The organism is Metabacillus sp. FJAT-52054, assembly GCF_037201815.1.
Lineage (GTDB): Bacteria > Bacillota > Bacilli > Bacillales > Bacillaceae > Metabacillus_B > Metabacillus_B sediminis.
Map to the genome: position 1 here is coordinate 1,729,050 of NZ_CP147407.1, position 18,326 is coordinate 1,747,375.

At 43.3% G+C, this 18,326-nt stretch carries 19 protein-coding genes; 15 read left to right on the plus strand and 4 right to left on the minus strand.

Annotated elements, in window-relative coordinates:
- Window positions 1–16: 16 nt before the first annotated feature.
- Window positions 17–3,454 carry a pyruvate carboxylase gene (pyc, locus tag WCV65_RS09130; RefSeq protein WP_338781745.1) on the plus strand — a complete coding sequence of 1,146 codons (3,438 nt, stop codon included), beginning with the start codon at window positions 17–19 and terminating at the stop codon, window positions 3,452–3,454.
- A gap of 123 nt (window positions 3,455–3,577) precedes the next feature.
- On the plus strand, window positions 3,578–5,005 hold the full coding sequence (locus WCV65_RS09135; protein WP_338781747.1) for a deoxyribodipyrimidine photo-lyase: 1,428 nt from the start codon (window positions 3,578–3,580) through the stop codon (window positions 5,003–5,005).
- A 30-nt stretch (window positions 5,006–5,035) separates the two neighbouring features.
- Here WCV65_RS09135 and WCV65_RS09140 read toward each other — a convergent pair whose 3' ends face one another.
- Window positions 5,036–5,959, minus strand: a complete 924-nt coding sequence (locus tag WCV65_RS09140; protein ID WP_338781749.1) for a heme A synthase — start codon at window positions 5,957–5,959, stop codon at window positions 5,036–5,038.
- 492 nt (window positions 5,960–6,451) lie between these two features.
- Here WCV65_RS09140 and cyoE point away from each other — a divergent pair, with 492 nt between their 5' ends.
- The 8 genes from cyoE to WCV65_RS09180 all read left to right on the plus strand — a co-directional run bounded on the left by cyoE (window position 6,452) and on the right by WCV65_RS09180 (window position 13,961).
- Entirely contained in the window at window positions 6,452–7,381 is a 930-nt protein-coding gene (gene cyoE, locus WCV65_RS09145; RefSeq protein WP_338781751.1) for a heme o synthase, read from the plus strand.
- Window positions 7,382–7,547: 166 nt separating this feature from the next.
- A complete protein-coding gene (gene coxB / locus WCV65_RS09150; RefSeq protein WP_035413397.1) occupies window positions 7,548–8,621 on the plus strand; it encodes a cytochrome c oxidase subunit II in 1,074 nt (357 codons plus the stop codon).
- A gap of 25 nt (window positions 8,622–8,646) precedes the next feature.
- Window positions 8,647–10,512, plus strand: a complete 1,866-nt coding sequence (ctaD, locus tag WCV65_RS09155) for a cytochrome c oxidase subunit I (protein ID WP_338781753.1) — start codon at window positions 8,647–8,649, stop codon at window positions 10,510–10,512.
- Window positions 10,512–11,132, plus strand: coding sequence for a cytochrome c oxidase subunit III (gene ctaE, locus WCV65_RS09160; RefSeq protein ID WP_035413021.1), 621 nt, complete (start codon window positions 10,512–10,514; stop codon window positions 11,130–11,132). The genes ctaD and ctaE overlap by 1 nt, the downstream gene beginning before the upstream one ends.
- The gene (ctaF, locus tag WCV65_RS09165) at window positions 11,133–11,465 is read left to right on the plus strand and encodes a cytochrome c oxidase subunit IVB (protein ID WP_035413019.1); all 333 of its coding nucleotides are present in this window, start codon (window positions 11,133–11,135) and stop codon (window positions 11,463–11,465) included.
- A 518-nt stretch (window positions 11,466–11,983) separates the two neighbouring features.
- A complete protein-coding gene (ctaG, locus tag WCV65_RS09170) occupies window positions 11,984–12,892 on the plus strand; it encodes a cytochrome c oxidase assembly factor CtaG (protein WP_338781757.1) in 909 nt (302 codons plus the stop codon).
- A gap of 35 nt (window positions 12,893–12,927) precedes the next feature.
- Entirely contained in the window at window positions 12,928–13,389 is a 462-nt protein-coding gene (locus tag WCV65_RS09175; protein WP_035413015.1) for a DUF420 domain-containing protein, read from the plus strand.
- 74 nt (window positions 13,390–13,463) lie between these two features.
- A complete protein-coding gene (locus WCV65_RS09180; protein ID WP_051860853.1) occupies window positions 13,464–13,961 on the plus strand; it encodes a GNAT family N-acetyltransferase in 498 nt (165 codons plus the stop codon).
- 28 nt (window positions 13,962–13,989) lie between these two features.
- Here WCV65_RS09180 and WCV65_RS09185 read toward each other — a convergent pair whose 3' ends face one another.
- Complete coding sequence (locus WCV65_RS09185) at window positions 13,990–14,349, minus strand: YugN family protein (RefSeq protein ID WP_338781761.1); 360 nt, start codon at window positions 14,347–14,349, stop codon at window positions 13,990–13,992.
- A gap of 253 nt (window positions 14,350–14,602) precedes the next feature.
- Here WCV65_RS09185 and WCV65_RS09190 point away from each other — a divergent pair, with 253 nt between their 5' ends.
- Window positions 14,603–15,643: a CAP domain-containing protein gene (locus WCV65_RS09190; RefSeq protein ID WP_338782223.1), complete on the plus strand. Its 1,041-nt coding sequence runs from the start codon at window positions 14,603–14,605 to the stop codon at window positions 15,641–15,643.
- Window positions 15,644–15,666: 23 nt separating this feature from the next.
- On the opposite strand, the gene WCV65_RS09195 is transcribed toward WCV65_RS09190, so the two are convergent.
- Complete coding sequence (locus WCV65_RS09195) at window positions 15,667–16,158, minus strand: PaaI family thioesterase (protein ID WP_338781763.1); 492 nt, start codon at window positions 16,156–16,158, stop codon at window positions 15,667–15,669.
- Between the two features lie 128 nt (window positions 16,159–16,286).
- On the opposite strand from WCV65_RS09195, the gene WCV65_RS09200 reads away from it, so the two are divergent.
- The 4 genes from WCV65_RS09200 to WCV65_RS09215 all read left to right on the plus strand — a co-directional run bounded on the left by WCV65_RS09200 (window position 16,287) and on the right by WCV65_RS09215 (window position 17,920).
- The gene (locus tag WCV65_RS09200) at window positions 16,287–16,679 is read left to right on the plus strand and encodes a YlbD family protein (protein ID WP_338781765.1); all 393 of its coding nucleotides are present in this window, start codon (window positions 16,287–16,289) and stop codon (window positions 16,677–16,679) included.
- A 3-nt stretch (window positions 16,680–16,682) separates the two neighbouring features.
- Complete coding sequence (locus WCV65_RS09205; protein WP_035413007.1) at window positions 16,683–16,922, plus strand: YlbE-like family protein; 240 nt, start codon at window positions 16,683–16,685, stop codon at window positions 16,920–16,922.
- A gap of 80 nt (window positions 16,923–17,002) precedes the next feature.
- Entirely contained in the window at window positions 17,003–17,401 is a 399-nt protein-coding gene (locus tag WCV65_RS09210; RefSeq protein ID WP_338781767.1) for a hypothetical protein, read from the plus strand.
- Between the two features lie 36 nt (window positions 17,402–17,437).
- Complete coding sequence (locus tag WCV65_RS09215; RefSeq protein ID WP_338781769.1) at window positions 17,438–17,920, plus strand: YlbF family regulator; 483 nt, start codon at window positions 17,438–17,440, stop codon at window positions 17,918–17,920.
- 28 nt (window positions 17,921–17,948) lie between these two features.
- Here WCV65_RS09215 and WCV65_RS09220 read toward each other — a convergent pair whose 3' ends face one another.
- The gene (locus tag WCV65_RS09220; RefSeq protein WP_338781771.1) at window positions 17,949–18,275 is read right to left on the minus strand and encodes a hypothetical protein; all 327 of its coding nucleotides are present in this window, start codon (window positions 18,273–18,275) and stop codon (window positions 17,949–17,951) included.
- Window positions 18,276–18,326 lie beyond the last annotated feature (51 nt).

The window sequence follows — 18,326 nt, forward strand, 5'->3', positions numbered from 1 at the left end:
GGAGGAGAAACATCTCATGCAAACAATCCAAAAAGTGCTTGTAGCTAACAGGGGAGAAATTGCAATTCGTGTTTTCAGGGCTTGTACAGAGTTGAATATTAGAACCGTTGCCATTTATTCAAAAGAGGATGCAGGGGCTTATCATCGGTACAAGGCGGATGAAGCTTATCTCATCGGAGAAGGGAAAAAACCAATCGATGCCTACCTGGACATTGATGGGATTATTGAAATTGCAAAAGCTAATGACGTAGATGCGATTCACCCCGGATACGGTTTTCTATCTGAAAACATTCATTTTGCAAGAAGATGCGAGCAGGAAGGCATTATTTTTGTAGGACCTGATTCAAAGCACTTAGATATGTTTGGAGATAAAGTTAAGGCAAGAAGCCAGGCTGAAGCGGCAGGCATACCTGTAATTCCTGGAAGCGACGGGCCGGTTGACCATGTAGAGGATGTTGTAAAATTCGGGGAAGAGCACGGGTATCCTTTCATTATTAAAGCCTCTCTAGGCGGTGGCGGACGCGGGATGAGGATTGTCCGTTCCAAAGCAAGCGTGAAGGAATCATTTGAACGCGCTAAGTCCGAAGCGAAGGCTGCTTTCGGAAATGATGAAGTCTATGTTGAAAAGCTGATTGAAAATCCTAAACATATTGAAGTCCAGATTATTGGTGACCGGAATGGGAATATCGTCCATTTATATGAGCGCGACTGCTCTATCCAAAGACGTCATCAAAAAGTTGTTGAAGTTGCACCTAGTGTTTCCTTAAGCGAAGATTTCAGGCTGTCCATTTGTGAGGCAGCAGTCAAACTTATGAAAAAAGTAGAATACGTGAACGCTGGCACTGTTGAATTTCTTGTTTCAGGCGGCGAATTTTATTTTATCGAGGTTAATCCCCGAGTCCAGGTTGAACATACCATCACAGAGATGATTACTGGGATCGATATCGTCCAAACCCAGCTTATGGTTGCTGAGGGCCTGGCTCTGAATAGCAGCGAGATTGGCATTCCATCACAAGAGGATATAAATACAAACGGCTACGCTATTCAATCCCGTGTAACTACAGAGGATCCATTAAACAACTTTATGCCGGATACAGGAAAAATTATGGTATACCGTTCAGGCGGAGGTTTCGGCGTCCGGCTTGATGCGGGAAATGGATTTCAGGGAGCGGTCATTACGCCATACTATGATTCCCTTTTGGTAAAGGTTTCTACTTGGGCATTAACGTTTGAACAGGCTGCTTCAAAAATGGTCCGTAATTTGAAGGAATTCAGGATACGCGGAATTAAAACGAACATTCCGTTTCTGGAAAATGTAGTGAAGCATGAACAGTTTCTAAGCGGAGAATACAATACGACGTTTATTGACAGCTCTCCAGAATTGTTTATTTTCCCAAAAAGAAAAGACCGTGGAACAAAGATGCTGAGCTATATTGGAAATGTAACAGTTAACGGCTTTCCAGGTATCGGGAAGAAAAAGAAACCGGTTTTTGAAACTCCTCCGATTCCTAACATTTCCCGTCTGGAGCAATTTCCTTCCGGAACGAAAAATATTCTGGAAGAGCGCGGGGCAGACGGCCTTGTCAACTGGATTAAGGAACAGCCGCAAGTTCTTCTTACTGATACGACATTCCGTGATGCACATCAGTCCCTGCTGGCAACCCGTCTAAGAACAATTGATATTAAGAAAATTGCAGAGCCGACTGCAAAGCTTGCTCCTGAGCTGTTTTCTCTTGAAATGTGGGGAGGAGCGACTTTTGATGTTGCCTACCGCTTTCTGAAAGAAGATCCTTGGGACCGTTTGCTGACAGTTAGGAAGCAGGTTCCGAATGTCCTGCTGCAAATGCTGCTGCGTGCTTCAAATGCAGTTGGCTACAAAAACTATCCGGATAACGTTATCAAAGAATTTGTTGAAAAATCATCAAATGCAGGAATCGATGTATTCAGAATATTTGACAGTTTGAACTGGGTAAAAGGGATGACGCTTGCCATTGATGCAGTTCGTGACAGCGGAAAGCTTGCAGAAGCGGCAATTTGCTATACAGGTGACATTCTGGATCCATCCCGCCGAAAGTATGATTTGACTTATTATAAGCATTTGGCGAAGGAGCTTGAAGAATCTGGAGCGCATATTCTTGCAATTAAAGATATGGCAGGTCTTTTAAAGCCTCAGGCTGCCTATGACTTGATCTCTGCTTTGAAGGAAACTGTAGATATTCCTATCCATTTGCATACACATGACACGAGCGGAAACGGTACATTCATGTATGCTAAGGCTGCAGAGGCAGGCGTTGACATTGTGGATGTAGCTGTCAGTTCAATGGCTGGATTGACTTCTCAGCCAAGCGCCAGCACATTTTATTACGCGCTGTCGGGCATGGAGCGCCAGCCTAAATTAAATGTAGAAGTTTTAGAGCAGCTGTCCCACTACTGGGAAGGTGCCCGCAAGTATTATCAGGACTTCGAAAGCGGCATGATTGCCCCGCACACAGAGGTGTACCAGCATGAAATGCCGGGCGGACAGTACAGCAATCTTCAGCAGCAGGCAAAGGCAGTCGGCCTAGGAGACCGCTGGGGCGAAGTGAAAGAAATGTATCAGCGTGTAAATGCACTTTTCGGAGACATTGTAAAAGTTACCCCATCCTCCAAGGTAGTTGGAGATCTTGCTCTATTTATGGTCCAAAACAATTTAACAGAGGATGATATTTATGAACGCGGAGATACCCTTGACTTCCCTGATTCTGTCGTTGAATTGTTTGAAGGATATCTTGGACAGCCTCACGGCGGATTCCCGAAAGAATTGCAGCGTATTATCCTGAAAGGCAAAGAGCCGATTACAGTGCGTCCAGGGGAGCTTCTCAAACCGGTGGACTTTGATAAGAGCAAGGAAGAGCTGTTCCAGATATTGAATAGGCCTGTAACAAGCTTTGAAGCAATTGCCCATGCCCTTTATCCGAAAGTGTTCCTGGATTATGCAAAAACGTTCGAACAATTCGGGGATGTATCTGTTTTGGACACACCGACCTTCCTTTATGGAATGAGGCTTGGTGAAGAGGTTGAAGTGGTAATTGAACAAGGGAAGACCTTGATCGTTAAGCTTGTCTCCATCGGTGAGCCTCATGCAGATGGGACAAGAGTGGTTTATTTCGAACTGAATGGCCAGCCGCGTGAAGTCGTAATTAAGGATGAGAGCATTAAATCTGCGGTTGCCGCAAAGGCAAAAGCAGACCATGCCAATCCGGAGCATATCGGTGCTTCAATGCCGGGGACAGTTATTAAAGTTCTTGTTGAAAACGGAGAAAAAGTCAATAAAGGCGACCATTTAATGATCACGGAAGCGATGAAGATGGAAACGACTGTACAGGCGCCTTATACCGGTGTTGTAAAGGGGATCCACGTAAGCAACGGTGAAGCGATTCAAACAGGTGATTTATTAATAGAGCTATCCAATTAATTTGAAAAGCAGCCAATTTGGCTGCTTTTTCTATGTCAGCACATCCGTTCTGTACGCAATCCCTATTGCTCCGTTACAATCGTCTCCAAAAGGGAATGGATAGAGGGAGAGGAGGCTTTAAGGATGGGAAGTGTGCTTGTATGGTTCCGGAGAGACTTTCGCTTGCAGGATCACCTTGCGCTTTCAGAAGCGCTGACTTATTGCAAGAAAAATAAAAGTGAGCTTGTATTTGTGTTCCAGCTGAACCGCCGGTTTTTTCAGGAATCGGAAAATAGCCTCAGGCTCCAGTATTTTATGGCTACAGTCAAGGATTTTGGTGAAAGATGCCGCAAGCTAGGAACGGAGCTGCTGATTGTAGAGGGGGACACAGATGAGGCGTTTCAGCAGGTGCTGAAAGAGCATGCTGATGCTGAGGCCGTATTCTTTAATCTGGATGAAGCGGGATATGGGAAAGAAAGAGATCAGAAGATGAGAGATTGGTTTAAAGATAGAGAGATTAGTGTTCATTCATTTCAGGATGCATACATACATGGTCCAAACGAAGTATTGAAAAAGGATGGCTCCATTTATAAAGTGTTTGCGCCCTATTACAAGGCTTGGAAGCAAAAGGACAAGCCCGGTGTGAAAAAGCTCTCCTTCGATGAACTTGGTAAATACGTCCGTAAAACCAAACAGATTTCAAAAAGGGCAGCATCAGAAATTGAAAAGCTTTCAGGCGGTTCAGAAAGCATGGATTGGAAGATTGGAGAAAAAGCTGCCCGATCCCAGCTGAAACATTTTATCGAGCAGGCGCTTGCGAATTACCCTGATGGTCGGAATATTCCATCTGTAAAGGGCACAAGCCTTATGTCCAGGTATTTAAAGACAGGTACAATTTCACCAAGAACGGTTTTCACGGCCATCGCTCAAGCAGATGGGGAGGAGGACAGTAAAGAAGCATATATTAGAGAGCTGGCATTCAGGGACTTTTACCAAATGATTTACGCCCGCCATCCCGAAACGAAGAATCAGGAGTTTCTGGAAGCATACAGATCTATCCAATGGAATCAGGATGACCGGATGCTGCAAGCCTGGAAAGAGGGCAATACAGGGTACCCGATTGTGGATGCAGGGATGAGACAGCTCAATCAGGAGGGCTGGATGCATAATCGGCTGCGGATGATTACTGCGTCCTTTTTGACGAAGGATTTAATGATTGACTGGCGTCTTGGAGAAGAATACTTTGCTGCCAAGCTCGTGGATTATGATCCCGGATCGAACATTGGCGGCTGGCAATGGGCGGCTTCTGTTGGAACGGATGCTGTTCCATATTTCAGAGTATTCAACCCTGTTACCCAGTCTAAGAGGTTTGATAGTGATGGGGAATACATACGCAAATATGTGAGTGAACTCAGAGAGGTTCCGTCATCATATATACATGAGCCATGGAAAATGTCTGAGGAAGAACAAAGTAAGAGTTCATGCATGATAGGAAAAGATTACCCTGCTCCGGCCGTTGATCATCAGGAGCAGAGGAAAAAAGTAATTAATCTATTTAAAAATGAAAAATAAGAGGGATGCCTTTTCGGGGCATCCCATTGCTTATTGTTTTTTCATGTTTGCATTGCTTCTTGATACAAGCAGGAGGAAGTAGCTTAATACCCCGAACAAACATGATATGAAAACAGCATGTGCCAAAGCAATGGCAAGATTTAGCTGAGTCAGGACGATAAGAGCACCTGAAGTGGCCTGGAGGGATACGAGAATGAAGCAAATAATCCATCCCCAGTATACAACCTTTTGATGCTTGTAATGCTTGATTGCCTGCCAGGCTGCATAGGCAATCCAAACAAATATCAGTCCCGCAGCAAACCTATGGCCCATCTGCACCCATTCCTGGAATCGCATAGGCATAGCGGAACCATCATTGCATAGAGGCCAGCTGGAACAGGAAAGGCTTGCCCCCCTATGGCGGACATAGGCCCCTGTATAGACGACAATATAACTGTAAATAAGTACGCCAATCATATGAAATTTCATTTTCCTGTCGATGATTAGACGATTGGCGTCAAACTTTCTGTCAACCTCAAAAATGAGGAGTGCGAGAATCAAAACGGATGCAAAAGAAATAAGCGACACCCCGAAGTGAATGGCTTTCATTGCACTGGATTGCCCCCATACGACCGCTCCTGCACCAAGCAGTGCCTGAAGCAAAAGAAAAACGACAGACAGGACAGCTAAAAACTTTGTCTCCCTTATATGTCCAATGAGCCTCCAGGAAGCAATGGCAAGGGCCAAAACAAGAATACCCGCAGTTGCACTTGCTGCTCTGTGACTTAACTCTATTAACAGCTGAGGGGTGATGTCACTGGGAAGAAGAACGAATTTCCCATGGCATAGGGGCCAGGACCGCCCGCAGCCCATTCCTGAACCGGTTTTTGTAACTAATGCACCGCCAAGCAGCACAACTAGCATAACTAGTGTCGTGACGACAGCCAGCCATTTCAACGCGATAACACGCTTCAAATGATTCACCTTCTTATTCTTCTAGTCAATTCAATTATGGACCTAATAGTATTTTGACATAACACGCTTTTGATTGTAAGAAAAAGAGGCGGAAAATACAACCAGAGTGGAACATTGTTCACAAAACGCTTAAAAACAGCGGTCATTTTACCTATTACTTGAAAAAAGGTTGATAAATGGAAAAGAGTTTGCTAGAAATAATAAAGAAGGTTTTTTTTGAAAAGAAATGCCCAACTTTATTCCTCCGCATTTTATGGTAAAATAAAATGGCTTGGATCCTGTTCAAATTCACACAAATTTTCACGGTAATGACACAAAATGTTCACAAATTAGCCATAAATATTTGTCGAATTCTTGTTTAAATCATTTAGAGCATTTTGTTCCAGTTACACTTCCTGTATCATTATGAGTAGATTCAGGCTTGTATTGTTTGTGTTGAAACAGGTTTGAGGTGCTTTTCATAAAGGCACCATAAGCAAAGGAGGATGTATTATGCCGAATTCGAGGACAGCTGGCGAGACAGCGATGAGCGAACAAGGTCCTCATGAGATCACTAAGGCTTCCGCCTGGAAGGACTTCCTGGCTCTCATAAAAATAGGAATTGTTAATTCCAATATGATCACAGCCTTTGCCGGGCTATGGCTCGCTTTTTATTTCAGCGGACAAAGCTTTTTGGCTTCGCTTGATACTGTGGTGTTTGCGCTCGTAGGATCTGCGCTTGTCATGGCAGGTTCATGTGCAGTAAATAACTATTATGACAGGGATATTGATCCGATCATGGAAAGGACGAAAAACCGTCCGACTGTTACCGGTAAATATGAACCAAACCAAGCGCTTTGGATTGGGATTTTTCTAATTGTACTTGGAATGGCTGCCCTGCTCATGACAACGATGATGGCAGCATTTATCGGAGCAATTGGAGTATTCTCGTATGTATTTCTCTATACAATGTGGTCGAAAAGACGCTACACAATCAACACTGTAATTGGAAGCATACCAGGCGCGGTTCCGCCGCTGATTGGATGGACGGCAGTTGATCCGCATATTACAGTTCAGGCTATGGTCCTGTTCATGATTATGTTTATCTGGCAGCCGCCGCATTTTCTGGCTCTTGCTATGAAAAGAGTGGAAGAATACCGGGCAGCTAATATACCAATGCTTCCAGTAGTACGCGGATTTGCTATGACGAAAAGACAGATGATGGTCTGGGTAGCTTGTCTTCTCCCGCTGCCATTCTATCTTTATGATCTTGGCATTGGATTTCTGATTTTGGCTACCGTGCTGAATGTAGGCTGGATTGCTTTAGCACTATCAGGCTTCAAAATAAAAGATGACCTCGTTTGGGCTAAATGGATGTTTATTTACTCACTCAACTATTTAACGATCCTCTTCGTATCTATGATCCTCTTCACGATCGTTTAATAAATGAATAGGCGTGGCGGTATGTATCCGCCACGCATTATTCATACCTATCCCTGTAAAAAATTCTTTTATTTAAAAGGATTTTCCATAAATAAATTTTTTGCAATATTCAAAAGGTTTAAAACGTCACACAACCAAATTACTGGAAGAGGGGTTTGATTTGGCTATGAAAAAATGGCGGACAACATGGCGTTTGATGACTTTGTTCATCTTAGCAGCGTTTGTCATGACCGGATGCGGAGAACCGTTCCTTTCAACATTGCGGCCAGCTGGAGAGGTAGCGGAGAACCAATTTTGGATTATGAGTTTAAGCACTATTATTATGGTAGTGGTCGTTGCAGTCGTTACTGTTATATTCTTTTATGTCATCGTGCGTTTCAGACATCGAAAAGGGGACGAAAAGAAAATACCTGAACAAGTAGAGGGAAATCAGCGATTAGAAATTATATGGACTGTTATTCCGATTTTGCTTCTGCTTGTATTAGCTGTACCGGTTGTTGCTGCAACTTTTGAATTGGCGAATGTAAAGCCAATGGAAGAGAAAAACCGCAAGCCGGAGGATGCATTAGTCGTAAATGTACGCGCCAATCTATACTGGTGGGAATTTGAATACCCTGACTACAAAATCATTACGAGTCAGGATTTAGTCGTACCGACAGATGAAAAGGTTTACTTCAGTGTAAAAGCATCCGATGTAAAACATTCTTTCTGGATTCCTTCTGCAGGTGGGAAAATTGATACGAACACGGAAAATGTCAACAAATTCTGGCTTACATTTGATTCAGATAAAGTCAATAAGGCTGGAGAGTATTTGTATGGCAAGTGTGCCGAGCTTTGCGGACCTTCACACGCATTAATGGACTTCAAAGTGAAAGCGGTACCGCGGGAAGAATTTAATCAATGGACAAATAAAATGAAAGCTGCCAAGCCTCAGGCTGCGACTGCTCTTGCTAAACAAGGGGAACAGCTTTTTGAGGAAAAGAGCTGCATCGGCTGCCATGCTGTAGCACCTGCTGATGAGAGACCAGAAGAAGTGCGAACAGCTCCTAATCTTGGCAACTTTGGTGAACGAACTAAAGTGGCCGGTATCTTGCCTCATACGGATGAAAACATAAAAAAATGGCTTGAAAATCCTGAAAAATACAAGCCCGGCAACAAGATGACCGGTAAATACCCTAAATTATCCGGACAAGAAATTGAAGCGCTTACAGCATATATGAAGGGTTTAAAGGTTGAATAATCTGCAATAAAGGGGAGGGTTTGACTTGAGTACAATCGCTCAAAAGAAGGGGTTCGGTGCAACAGTTTGGGATTATTTAACGACTGTTGACCATAAAAAAATTGCAATATTGTATCTTGCAGCAGGTGGATTATTCTTTTTAATAGGGGGACTTGAAGCGCTGCTGATTCGTATTCAGCTGGCTGTTCCCGGCAATGATTTTCTGCAGGCGGGATTATACAATGAAATTATTACGATGCATGGGACGACAATGATCTTTCTTGCTTCAATGCCTTTGCTTTTCGCTTTTATGAATGCGGTCGTGCCGCTGCAAATCGGAGCACGCGACGTTGCATTCCCGTTTTTAAATGCACTGGGATTCTGGCTTTTCTTATTTGGCGGCCTTTTTTTGAATCTAAGCTGGTTTTTAGGAGGAGCTCCAGATGCGGGATGGACATCTTACGCGTCTTTATCTCTCTATTCTCCAGGGCATGGCATTGATTTTTATGTACTTGGGCTGCAAATATCCGGGATCGGTACATTAACAGCCGGAATTAACTTTCTTGTAACAATTATCAACATGAGAGCCCCGGGAATGACATTTATGAGAATGCCGCTTTTTACCTGGACTACTTTTGTTGCATCAGCACTTATATTATTTGCCTTTCCAGCACTTACTGTCGGGCTTGCTCTGATGATGCTGGACCGTCTGTTTGACACAAGCTTCTTTGCCGCAGAAAAAGGAGGAAATACAGTCATCTGGGAGCATTTGTTCTGGATCTTCGGGCACCCGGAAGTATACATATTAATTCTTCCTGCGTTCGGTATGTTTTCTGATATCATTCCGGTTTTCTCCAAGAAAAGATTGTTTGGATATTCTTCTATGGTTTTTGCGACCGTATTAATCGGATTTTTAGGGTTTATGGTTTGGGCCCATCATATGTTTACAACGGGTTTAGGGCCAATTGCCAACGCGATTTTTGCTGTAGCTACGATGGCCATTGCCGTTCCGACCGGCATTAAGATATTCAACTGGCTTTTCACGATGTGGGGCGGAATCATTCGCTACACAACTGCAATGCTCTGGTCAGTAGCTTTCATCCCTTCCTTTGTTCTTGGAGGAGTAACAGGGGTTATGCTTGCAAGTGCAGCAGCTGATTACCAGTACCATGACAGTTACTTTGTAGTGGCCCATTTTCATTACGTAATTGTTGGCGGAGTTGTGTTTGCTCTCTTTGCCGGTGTTCATTACTGGTGGCCGCTAATGTTTAATAAAATTCTTAATGAAACGCTCGGAAAAATTACGTTTGTTCTATTTGTTTTCGGCTTCCACTTAACGTTTTTTATTCAGCATTTTCTAGGTCTTTATGGAATGCCAAGAAGGGTGTTTACCTTCCTGCCGAATCAAGGCTGGGAGACAGGAAACCTTGTCAGCTCCCTGGGCGCTATATTCATGGCAGCAGCTGTTATCGTCATGCTCTACAATATCGTTATAACGGCGATAAATGGAAAAGCGGCAGGTAAAGATCCTTGGGTAGATGGCCGTACACTCGAATGGGCGGTTGAAGCGCCGACTCCTGAGTACAATTTCAAGCAAACACCGCTTGTTCGCGGTCTTGACGCTTTGTGGGTTGAAAAAATGGCAGGGAAAAAAGGAATGACACCTGCTGAACCTGTGTCAGATATCCATATGCCAAACTCATCAATTGTTCCGCTGATTATGGCATTCGGGCTTTTTGTTGCAGCATTCGGTCTCATGTACCGCACGGAAGAGCCATGGGCAATTATTGTCCTGTTTATTGGCTTCTCGATAACGCTTGCATCCATGTTCCTGCGTTCTGTTAAGGATGACCACGGGTTCCATATTCATAAAGAGGATCTTGAAGATGATGATAAAGGGGTGAAGGCATAATGCATGCTGAAGAAAAGCTAACAGCTGAAACTTTCCCGGAATCTCCTGAAAAAGCAACCCTTGAAGGAAAAAATAAATTTGTGGGCTTTTGGCTTTTCCTGGGAGGAGAAACTGTCCTGTTTGCCTCTCTGTTTGCTACTTTTCTGGCACTTAGGCAATCACCTAAAGGCGGGCCGCCGGAAGAACTGTTTGAACTGCCTATTGTATTTATCGCAACCATGCTGTTGTTGACAAGCAGTTTGACGAGTGTTTATGCAATGTACCATATGAAAAATTTTAACTTTAAACAAATGCAGATTTGGCTTGGTATTACGTTGCTTCTTGGTGCGGGGTTCCTTGGACTTGAAATTTACGAATTTAATCACTATGTTCACGAGAAGGATTTTACCATTACAACAAATGCTTTTGGATCAGCCTTTTACACTCTTGTAGGAACGCACGGAGCCCACGTAACTTTTGGACTTTTGTGGATTGCGACCCTTATCATAAGAAACAGCAAGAGAGGATTAAGCCTATATAACGCACCTAAATTCTATGTAGCCAGTCTTTACTGGCATTTCATTGATGTAGTCTGGGTATTCATTTTCACAGTCGTATACTTAATGGGGATGGTGGGGTAAATGGCTCAACATCAAAATTCAGGTAACCCAAAGGTAGATCTTGCCTATCGTAAAAGGAAAAACGCTGAAGACATGAAATATCAGCTTGTATCATTTGGAATGATGCTCTTTTTAACCGTACTGGCATTTATGGCAGTTGGTTATAAGGGTATCGAGCATTGGTTCACCGTACCATTCATTATCCTTTTGGCCTTAGTGCAGGTCGCTTTCCAGCTCTACTATTTCATGCACATGAATCACAAAGGCCACGAAGCACCTGCCCTTTTCCTATACTCAGGAGTCTTCGTCGCCGCCCTAACTGTACTCACATTTATGACAATCGTCTGGTGGTAAAAAGAAAAGCGGAGGGCGCTTGCCCAGCGCTGAGAGACGGTGGAGCTCTCGACCGAAAGGCGTTTTTTGCCTTGACCGAGAGAGCGAAGCGGCCGAAGCGCTAGCGCCCGGAGCTGGACAAAGCAGAAAAGCGGAGGGCGCTTGCCCAGCGCTGAGAGACGGTGGAGCTCTCGACCGAAAGGCGTTCAAATAAGGGGATGTTCTGCTAAGAGCGCGACGTCCTGTCGCAACGCAGAACTGACCCGCATCCTGCGTGCCCGAGAGAGCGAAGCGGCCGAAGCGCTAGCGCCTGGAGCTGTACAAAGCAGAAAAGCGGAGGGCGCTTCTAGTAATGTATGCTAAAAGCGCGGCGTCCTGCCGCTGCTCCGAAGGCCTTTATCTTGTTTTATTTGCATCTGAATGGATTACTGGCTAATTAGCAGGAAGAAATCCTATTTTTCCTTAGCTGTAAGCTGCTAAGTTCGGCCGCTTCGATGGACTAATTGCCTTCTGCGGGCAGCAGGAAGGAGGAGACATCTTTGGGAAATTTGGCATTGTTCGGATTTGAGGCGTTATGGAGTCCTTATTATCTCGCTATATTAGGAATCCTTGCAGCATTGTATTTTTCAGCAGTCAGGCATCGAAAAAAATGGTTTAAGTACTCTGAGGAAGTATCCTGGCAGCAGAAAGCTTCATTTTATGGAGGACTAGCACTTCTTTACATTTTGAAAGGAAGTCCTCTTGATCTGCTGGGCCATATCCTTTTTAGTGTGCATATGACTCAGATGGCCTTGGTATATTTAGTTGTTACACCGCTGCTTATCATTGGGATACCAGGCTGGATTTGGAATGTGATTTTACTGCGTTCGCCAGTCAGGCAGATTTTTATGTTTTTGACTCAGCCGATCCTGGCATTAATTTTGTTTAATGGCATTTTTTCCTTGTATCATACACCACTCGTATTCGATATTGTCAAAACTAATCCTGTCTATCACGCTGCCGCTACGAGTCTTATTTTTTTGACATCCCTATGTATGTGGTGGCCTGTATTTAGAAAACGCGGAAATTCAGACGAGATGTCCAGCCTTATGAAAATAGGGTATATTTTTGCTAATGGTGTTCTCCTGACACCTGCGTGTGCGCTGATCATTTTTGCGAAGGATCCGCTTTATGCAGCTTATTCCGATCCTGCTTCCTGGATGAACGCAATGGCGCTCTGTGTACCTGGAAACATGTTATCGGGGCTAAACCTGTCAGGCCCGGAAGTTTTTACTTCTATGCCGTTAACCGAGGATCAGCAGCTCGGGGGCATATTAATGAAAATCATCCAGGAGGCTGTTTATGGCACGATTCTTGGATATATTTTCTTTAAGTGGGTAAGAATCGAAAGAGAAAAGGATAATCGGGAGCTGCAGGCAATCCTCTCAGAAAAAGAGCATCGCATTTGATTGTGACATCATTCAAATAAAAGGAGTCTTTGCATATGTACTTGCCTCTTCTTCCAACGATCAGCACAGCTTTTATTGTAATCAGTGCCGTATTTGTTGCCATTGGCTGGTATTTGATTGCTAAACGCCGTGTAGAGGCTCATCGTAAAGCGATGACATGGGCCGGTGTTTTTGCGCTTGTTTTTTTTATCGTTTACGTTTCCAGAACTGTTTTCGACGGAAATACGGCCTTTGGAGGACCCCCGAGTGTTAAAGTTTTTTATTTAATCTTTTTAATCTTTCATATCTTTCTTGCAGCTTCAGGGGGAGTTTTTGGAATTATCTCGATCTGGTCCGGCTACAAACGAAAAATAATCCGCCATAGAAGGCTTGGACCAATCACAAGCATTATCTGGTTTTCGACAGCAATAACAGGAGTCACTGTTTATATGCTTTTATACATTATTTATGGCGGGGGAGAAACAGTTCCCGTCATTAAGGCAATTACTGGCTTTTAACATAATACAAGGGGGGTGCAGAATATAATTCTGTAACCCTTTTTTATTTGGTTAAATGCAAAGGAGGGAAAGCGATGGAAATTCTAACAGATGAGCTGCTGCTCATTCCCTGCTCCTTGGATTTGGCGAAGTCGCTCATTCTGCATAAAAAGGAACTGGCCAAGCGATCTCCTATTGTCATTCCAGAGGACTGGCCTTCATCAATGAGTCAAGGAATTTTGCCTTTTTACATAGAAAGACTGGAGAAGGACCGGTCTGAGTATGGTTGGGGCATTTGGCTGATTATTCACCACAGGGAAAAGAAGATGATCGGAGATTTTTACATTTATTCAAAGCCGGATCAAGATGGCACTGTAGACTTTGACTTTCGTATTCACCCTGACTATCGAAAAGAGAATGGATTTGAGGCAGTAAGCCATTTTTTTGATTGGCTTTTTGAACAAAAAGGGGTGAAATGCATTTCTACAGAATGCCATATTGAACAGGTAAAGACGATTGGCATTCTTAGCAGGCTCGGTCTCATATGTAATAGGAAGGAGAAATCCTATTTAAGCTGGAGCCTGTCAAAGTAAAAAAGACAAAAGCAAGGCTTCTGTCTTTTTAAAGCGTAATCGCTTCCAAGTCTTTTTTTAAACGCTTAATGGTGTTTTCGCAGGATTGGACAATCGGTTCGGGAAAATCTTCTCCCTCGCCATATTCCACGCCATGGGGATAATAATGCTTTCCCAGAAGGGGTGTTAATAATTTTACAACCGCGTGTCTTCCACCCACTTCACCTTCTGTAATATAGCCTTGAATCCTAAAATAATAAATTTCCCCCAGCTGTTCCATTTTCTTATCATAGGTAACGCGTTCATAGTCCCACTGTCCGGCGCGAACTAATCCATGCTGCTCCATTAAAAAATCAAGCCTGCTTAATTCTGCGGTTTGCTGGTCAAGCCCTGTTCCTTCGAATTTCATAAGACCGTATTCTCCCTTCCACCCTTATGTAAACGCTTTTCATCCCATATTCTTATAATAGTATGAAACAGTCAGACTTTCAATCCGGATATGGGTCCATTTGGGAAAATCGGTATTAAATGCAAGCATTTTAGACATACTATTTAACCATAACATGACAGTTTCGCCTTATTTATTGAAATTGGAAGTCTTTTCTGATTAAATGACTTGTAACAGCAGGATTAATTTAAAATGAAAAGCGGGGGTAATTTAGCTGAGACGTTTGTTTAAAACCATTTTGGTCATTGCCATTATTATAAGTACCTATACCGTATTTATTAAGTTTGCAGAACAGCCTCCTAACCGAATAGAAGAAAAGAAAGATTTACAGCTTTCAAATGAAGAAGATACCCCCAATCAAGCTATTGACCTGCCCGATAAAGGACTGCTTTCTTTAATGGGCCAGTCATCAGGACAGGTTCTTAAAGAACTCGGGGAACCTTCAAGGAAAGATCCATCACAATATGATTATCAATGGTGGATCTACAATGGAGGAAACAATCAATACGTACAGATTGGTGTTCTGGCGGATAAAGTGGTTTCTGTCTATGCGATCGGAAATGGTGTGAATATGAATCCTTATAAGCTGGGTGAGCCGCTGAGCGAGGTTTATCAGACTGCACCGATTTCTTCCTCGCTATCAATGGAGCATGATGGAAATTCATATCGATTCGAACTTTCAGAGGAAGATATGAATACGCGTCCTGCCATTGAAGCTGATGGGACAATCATTCAGCTTTATATTGATAAGTTTGATGGGACACTCTCAAGTATTCGCGCGACCGACAAAGAAACCTTTATAAAACAGCGTCCCTATGAAGTCGTTTACAGAGGAAAGCTGATTAATGCCAAGACTGTGTCTGAAGAAGAGGAGAAGAATATTCAGCGTGCGCAGGAGAGGCAAATATTAGATATTACCAATGTCATACGGAACCGTCATGAATTGGCCCCTTTAAGCTGGGACCCGAATACGGCCCGAACAGCGTTTTCACATAGCAAAGATATGGCAGACCAGCAATATTTTGCTCATGATTCACCCACACAGGGGACTCTTGCTGACCGGTTAAAGCGGGACCGAATTCCTTATCAAACGGCAGGTGAAAATATTGCTGCCCACTACAGTGACAGTATCTCTTCTGTAGAAGGCTGGCTGAACAGTGAAGGTCACAGGAAAGCATTGCTCAATAAAGAGTTCACCCATCTTGGAGTCGGTGTTTATAAAGATTACTATACACAGGATTTCATAGGGAAGTAAAAAATGATAACCGCATCGGGTTATCATTTTTTTCTTTCTATAATAAAAAAGGTAGCCGTGCTGTATGCGATCAGTTTCCCATCTTCCCTGTAAATGCTCGATTCCATTAGCAGTGTTTTCGTTCCTTTATGAATTAGCTTTGCTTTGCATGTCAGGAAAGACCCGATTCCTGGAGCTGTATAATTGATTTTAAGCTCTGAAGTGACGGCTGCAAGATGCTCTGGTAAAAGTTTATGTGCAAGGGTACCCATGGCTGAATCAGCGAGTGTCGCCGTAATTCCTCCATGTACTATATCCAGGGAGTTTTGGATTAATGCTGTATTCGGTATGGTTACGATAAATTCGTCATCGCCATCTTGACCTTCTGCCTGCAGAAGGGCCCCAATATATGTACTGCTGATTTTTTGATTTTTCCGTTTCATTGCCTCAAGAAGCAGAAGAAAATCATCTGTTTCATCGGGGGATAGCTGATCGATAAGCTCGAATGTTTGCTGCTTCATCTGTTCTTTGTTCATTGCTGCATCCCTTTCGGTGTTTTCTTTTTATATTATCAGAATGACAATGCTGTGTGAAAAATTTAGGCGAACCAATTGGGTACCTTTTGCTTAAATTATACTAGGCGTAAGTAAAAGGGGTGAGGCAAATGGCTACGAAAAAGCTGCATCCGAAAGTTGAGGAGTTTAAGGAATTTGTCCGAAAGCATCCTAAAATGATTGAAGAAGCGAAAAAAGGAACAAAAACGTGGCAGGAATACTATGAAAATTGGTATTTGCTTGGCGAAAATGATGCTTATTGGAACGATTATAAAGACGCTACTCAGGAAGAAAAAGAAACGGATGAAGAAAAAGGATTCGTCACACAGCTTTTTTCCGCTGTGAAAAAAATGGATGCAAACGAAATGAACATCAGCTTGAGTAAAATGAGCAATGCTGTTTCGACGGTTCAGAACCTGCTGGAAACATTGGGGGTTGCTAAAGGATCGGGGAGCTCATCTTCAAGCGGAGGGAGCAGACCCTTTTCCTTCAGAAAGGACTAAACTATGAGACAAGAAATCCAGGAGTACATCCAATCCAAGCCTGAAATCACAAAATTTATCAGGGAACAGCCTCAATGGTACCGAAAGCTTTCCCGCAATCCTCAAGCGCTGGAAGAAATGAATCTTGCTATGATGAATTATTACCAGAAAACCATTCCCCATAAGGTAGCGCAATTCTCAAATTCCATTCAGATGGCTTCTATGATGCTTGGTATGTTTCAGTCTATGAAGCAGCAGGATTAAAGCTTAAGCAAAAACGCTTAAGCTTTTTTTACATGTTTTGTCCAAGATTGCAAAGCCTAGTAAGAAAAGGAGGTGCACCTATGACAAGGACCATCCTTATTCTTATGCTCACACTCTTGGCAGCTGGCTGTACAAATGATAAGCCCAGGCCGAAGGGTTTCACGGGAGGAGCTGAGGCAAAAGCTCTGGAACTGAGGCAGGGAAGTTACTCTATTCATCATTTTGTTAAAGGCGATACCGTCTATGTAGAGTGTTTTGTTCCTAAAGGAAATTTTGGCGTGCCGGATCAAAAACTGAAAGAAGGAGAGCTTTTTGTGACCGTTTCAATTGATGGGAATGAAGAGAAGCGATACATGACCCCTGCGTTTTCAATTTCCGGTTTAAAGACAGGATATCATGAAATATTGCTGAATGTTCATGCATATAACAGGCCTGATATCAGCCATAAGCCTCGCAGCTTGACGGTTAAAGTCGATTAGCTGCAGAAGGGGGATAGTTCTCTTCCAGCCTTTTTCATGGTAAAATGGTCATTGGAGGTGCTGTCATTGGTTTATGCAACAATGGAGAGTGTGCAAATATTGGATCAGGCTGACGAGATTAGTGAAATGATCCTGCAGTCGGACCTTGCGGAAGCCTATCGCATGCGTCTGGCAGACTTGAAGAATGATCAAACGGCACAGGATATTGTCAGCAGGTTTGTAAAAGTAAAAGACATATACGAGGATGTCCAGCGATTTGGAAAATACCATCCTGACTATAGACAGATCTCAAAAGATATGCGGGAGATCAAAAGAGAACTTGATTTAAACGAGAAAGTAGCTGCGTTCAGACGGGCTGAGACTGGGCTCCAAACCCTTCTGGATGAGATTAGCATCCAGCTGGGAAGTGCAGTTTCAGAACATGTGAAAGTTCCGACTGGAAATCCGTTTTTTGACAGCCTTTCAGCATGCGGCGGGGGCTGCGGTTCTGGCGGAGGCTGCGGCTGCAAAGTTTCCTGATCATAGGGGCGGAAGTTATCCGCCCCTATTATTTATTTTTCAAGATACAATCAGTACATAAATTTCCGCAGCAGAACATTTTTTCCTGAGGGACGTAAAAACGATGACGATATACCCAAAGAGGACCATCATTACGTACAAAAACTGATTTGTACGTAACTTTTTTATGGAGCATGGCTTTTTTGGCAGCCTGATCAATCAGGCTCCTGAGCAGCTCTTTGCTTAATGCGGAATTTTCTGTAATATATAGGAATGGGATTCCAGTTATGACTGCCTTACGTATTGAATATAAAACAGACGCAGAAGACATATGATCCAAAAAATCCTTCCAAATCAGGTCAAGTTCAGCTGGCAATTTTTTTTCCTCCTTCAGATGCATATTGTGAAAGAGTGAGAACTTTGATAA